Source organism: Streptococcus sp. KCJ4932 (assembly GCF_004352745.1).
In the GTDB taxonomy this organism is placed as follows: domain Bacteria; phylum Bacillota; class Bacilli; order Lactobacillales; family Streptococcaceae; genus Streptococcus; species Streptococcus ruminicola.
In genome coordinates this window covers 1-2,530 of record NZ_SJWW01000031.1, presented here as the reverse complement: position 1 = coordinate 2,530, position 2,530 = coordinate 1, and the positions used below count along the sequence as shown (strand labels likewise).

At 35.5% G+C, this 2,530-nt stretch carries 2 protein-coding genes; one reads left to right on the top strand and one right to left on the bottom strand.

Going from position 1 to position 2,530, the window contains the following annotated elements; genetic code table 11:
• Nucleotides 1-16 precede the first annotated feature (16 nt).
• Entirely contained in the window at nt 17-556 is a 540-nt protein-coding gene (locus E0E02_RS09335) for a TetR/AcrR family transcriptional regulator (RefSeq protein WP_133018452.1), read from the bottom strand.
• A 157-nt stretch (nt 557-713) separates the two neighbouring features.
• Here E0E02_RS09335 and E0E02_RS09330 point away from each other — a divergent pair, with 157 nt between their 5' ends.
• Complete coding sequence (locus E0E02_RS09330; protein ID WP_133018451.1) at nt 714-2,483, top strand: MFS transporter; 1,770 nt, start codon at nt 714-716, stop codon at nt 2,481-2,483.
• Nucleotides 2,484-2,530 lie beyond the last annotated feature (47 nt).

The window sequence follows — 2,530 nt, the reverse complement described above, 5'->3', positions numbered from 1 at the left end:
CACATAAAGTGACCTTTTATAAAAATAATTTTTCCAATTTTATAATGATTTCACTGATTTCTTCTGGGCTTTTTTTAAAGTCACTTTCAATCCATGCAGAGATAATGCTTTCGAAAGAGGCACAGAAGGCTTCAATAATTAAATCATCAGTTATTTTACTTTTTTGTTTGATTCTATTTTTGAGATTAACATTTGTTGTGACCAATCGTTCTAGTAGTACACGAACGGTTTTTGAAAATTGTACATGAGGCGCTTGTGAGATGACTTTGAAGTGTTTGGCATCATCTTTAATACACTTTAGACTTTCGAGGATTTTATCTGGTTTATCAAGATTTCCTTTGGATAAAATATTCCAGAATCTTTCGGAGGTTTCGTCACTGATGGTTGTTGCTAGGTCATCTTTATCAAGAAAATGCTGGTAAAAAGTTCCGCGGCTAACACCGGCTTTTTTGGCAATGTCAGCGACTGTGATTTCTGAATAAGTTTTGTCAAAAAGCAATTCAATAAGGGCGTTTTTTAGGCTTTCAACGCTGCTTGTTTTTCGATTAATCGTCATATTTTTCCCTTAATTAAACACATTATTAAAATCTGTCATGGTTTTTGGTTTGTTAATATTGTATTATTTTTTCGTAAAATGTTAAAGCGTTGACTTATCGTATTAAGCTTTTTGAAGCATAATGGGGTATGAGTTTTTATGAAGAAAGGATAGGAATATGTCAAAGACAAGAAAAGTATTTGGGTTCGTCGGATTAGTTCTTGCCATGTTTATGGGAGCTTTGGATGCTACTATCGTTAATATTGCCTTACCAGACATTATGAAGCATCTCAATTCTAGTTTGACAGATACGAGCTGGGTTTCAACGATTTATGTTCTGGCAATGGCTGCTTTTATTATTACAGCCTCTAAGCTCGCTGATTTGTATGGTCGTAGATTAGTTATGCTGATTGGTGTTGCTATATTTGGAGTCTTTTCATTTGCTTGCATGATGGCAAATTCGCTAAATTTTTTAATTGCTTTCCGATTTTTCCAAGGAATCGGTGGGGCAATTTTGACACCGATTGTTTTACCAATGGGGATTGCACTTTTTGGAAAAGCAAACACAAGTAAGGTAACAGCAGTTATAGGTGCATTCAGCGCTTTGGCTGCAGCAAGCGGTCCAGTCATCGGTGGCTTTATCATTAATTGGGCAAGCTACAACTGGATTTTTGGAATTAATATTCCAATTGCTTTGATTTCTTTTGTGCTTATTCTAGTTGGCAATGAGGAATCTTATGATTTTAGTATTGCTAAAGAAATTGACTGGCTTGGCATGCTATTTTTGACTTGTGCCTTAGGAGGTTTGACATTTGGTCTTCTAGAAGGAAGAGAATATGGTTGGACGTCAACTATCATTTTATCAAGCTTTGCCATTAGTTTAGTTGGCTTAATCTTGTTAATTTTTGTAGAAGGAAAAGTAAAATCACCGATTATTGAATTATCACTGTTTAAAGAAAAGACCTTTACAGCCTCAAGCATCATTTACATGATTTTTGGTTTTGCAATTATTGTACCGTCATTGATTTTGAATTACTTCCTTCAAAATGTTCGTGGCTATAGTGCTCTTCATTCAGCTTATCTTATCGTGCCAACCTCTTTAGCGATTGCTGTCGGAATGCCTCTGGCAACCAAAATGTACCAAAAACTTTCTGCGAAACTTCTTATTGGTATTGGGATGTTTATCACAGCAGCTGGACTTTTTATGCTAAGCCTAGTTCAATTTGAAACTTCAGAAGCTATTATCATTTGTTGTAATGTGATTATTGGTCTTGGTTTAGGATTTATGGCAATGTCCATGACAGCATCTGTAAAATATCTTCCAGTTACTAAGGCAGGAATTGGTTCAGGGATTATCAATGCTGCTCGATATATTGGTCAAGCAGTTAGTATGGCTTTTCTTGTAACCATTTTAAATGGCAATATTAGTGCAGCAAAAGACAATATCAGACACGATGCTTATGTCCAAATTGATAAGCATGTTTTATCTGATACGGTGAAATCTGTTGCTAAAATGGAAATCAAAGAACTCTTTGCCTCTACAAGTAAGACAACTGATTCTTCTAAACAACAAAGCCAAATGTTTACGAAGGTAAAAGCTGCAGCTAAAAAAACAGACAACCTCCCACTTCCTAAAAAAGGTAGTGATTATCGAAAACTTTATGATGCTAGTAGCCAATTAGTCGCAGGCTCAGAAAAAGTTGTAGCCAATCTTCCAAAACAAATCAGCTCAGCCTTAATACCTTTAAGTCAAGGGCAAGCGCAACTAGGACAAGGAATCCAACTCCTAGCCCAAAAAGAAGAACTAACCGATACCTTCCAAAAAATTAAAGACTCAAAAAACAAAAATCTTAGCCAAGCCTTTAACCAAGTCTTTATCTTCATCATTTTTACTACCAAAACGTTTTTCTTGAAAATCTTCTCTCGCAAAGGCACGAATGACACGTAGACCAGTTAAATTTTCACGAACATATTGGTTGATTTTATCAAGAGTTG

What these genes read in the sequence shown, in the direction of transcription:
- E0E02_RS09335 (WP_133018452.1), bottom strand. Translation starts at nt 556, where the DNA reads ATGACGATTAATCGAAAAACAAGCAGCGTTGAAAGCCTAAAAAACGCC.
- E0E02_RS09330 (WP_133018451.1), top strand. Translation starts at nt 714, where the DNA reads ATGTCAAAGACAAGAAAAGTATTTGGGTTCGTCGGATTAGTTCTTGCC.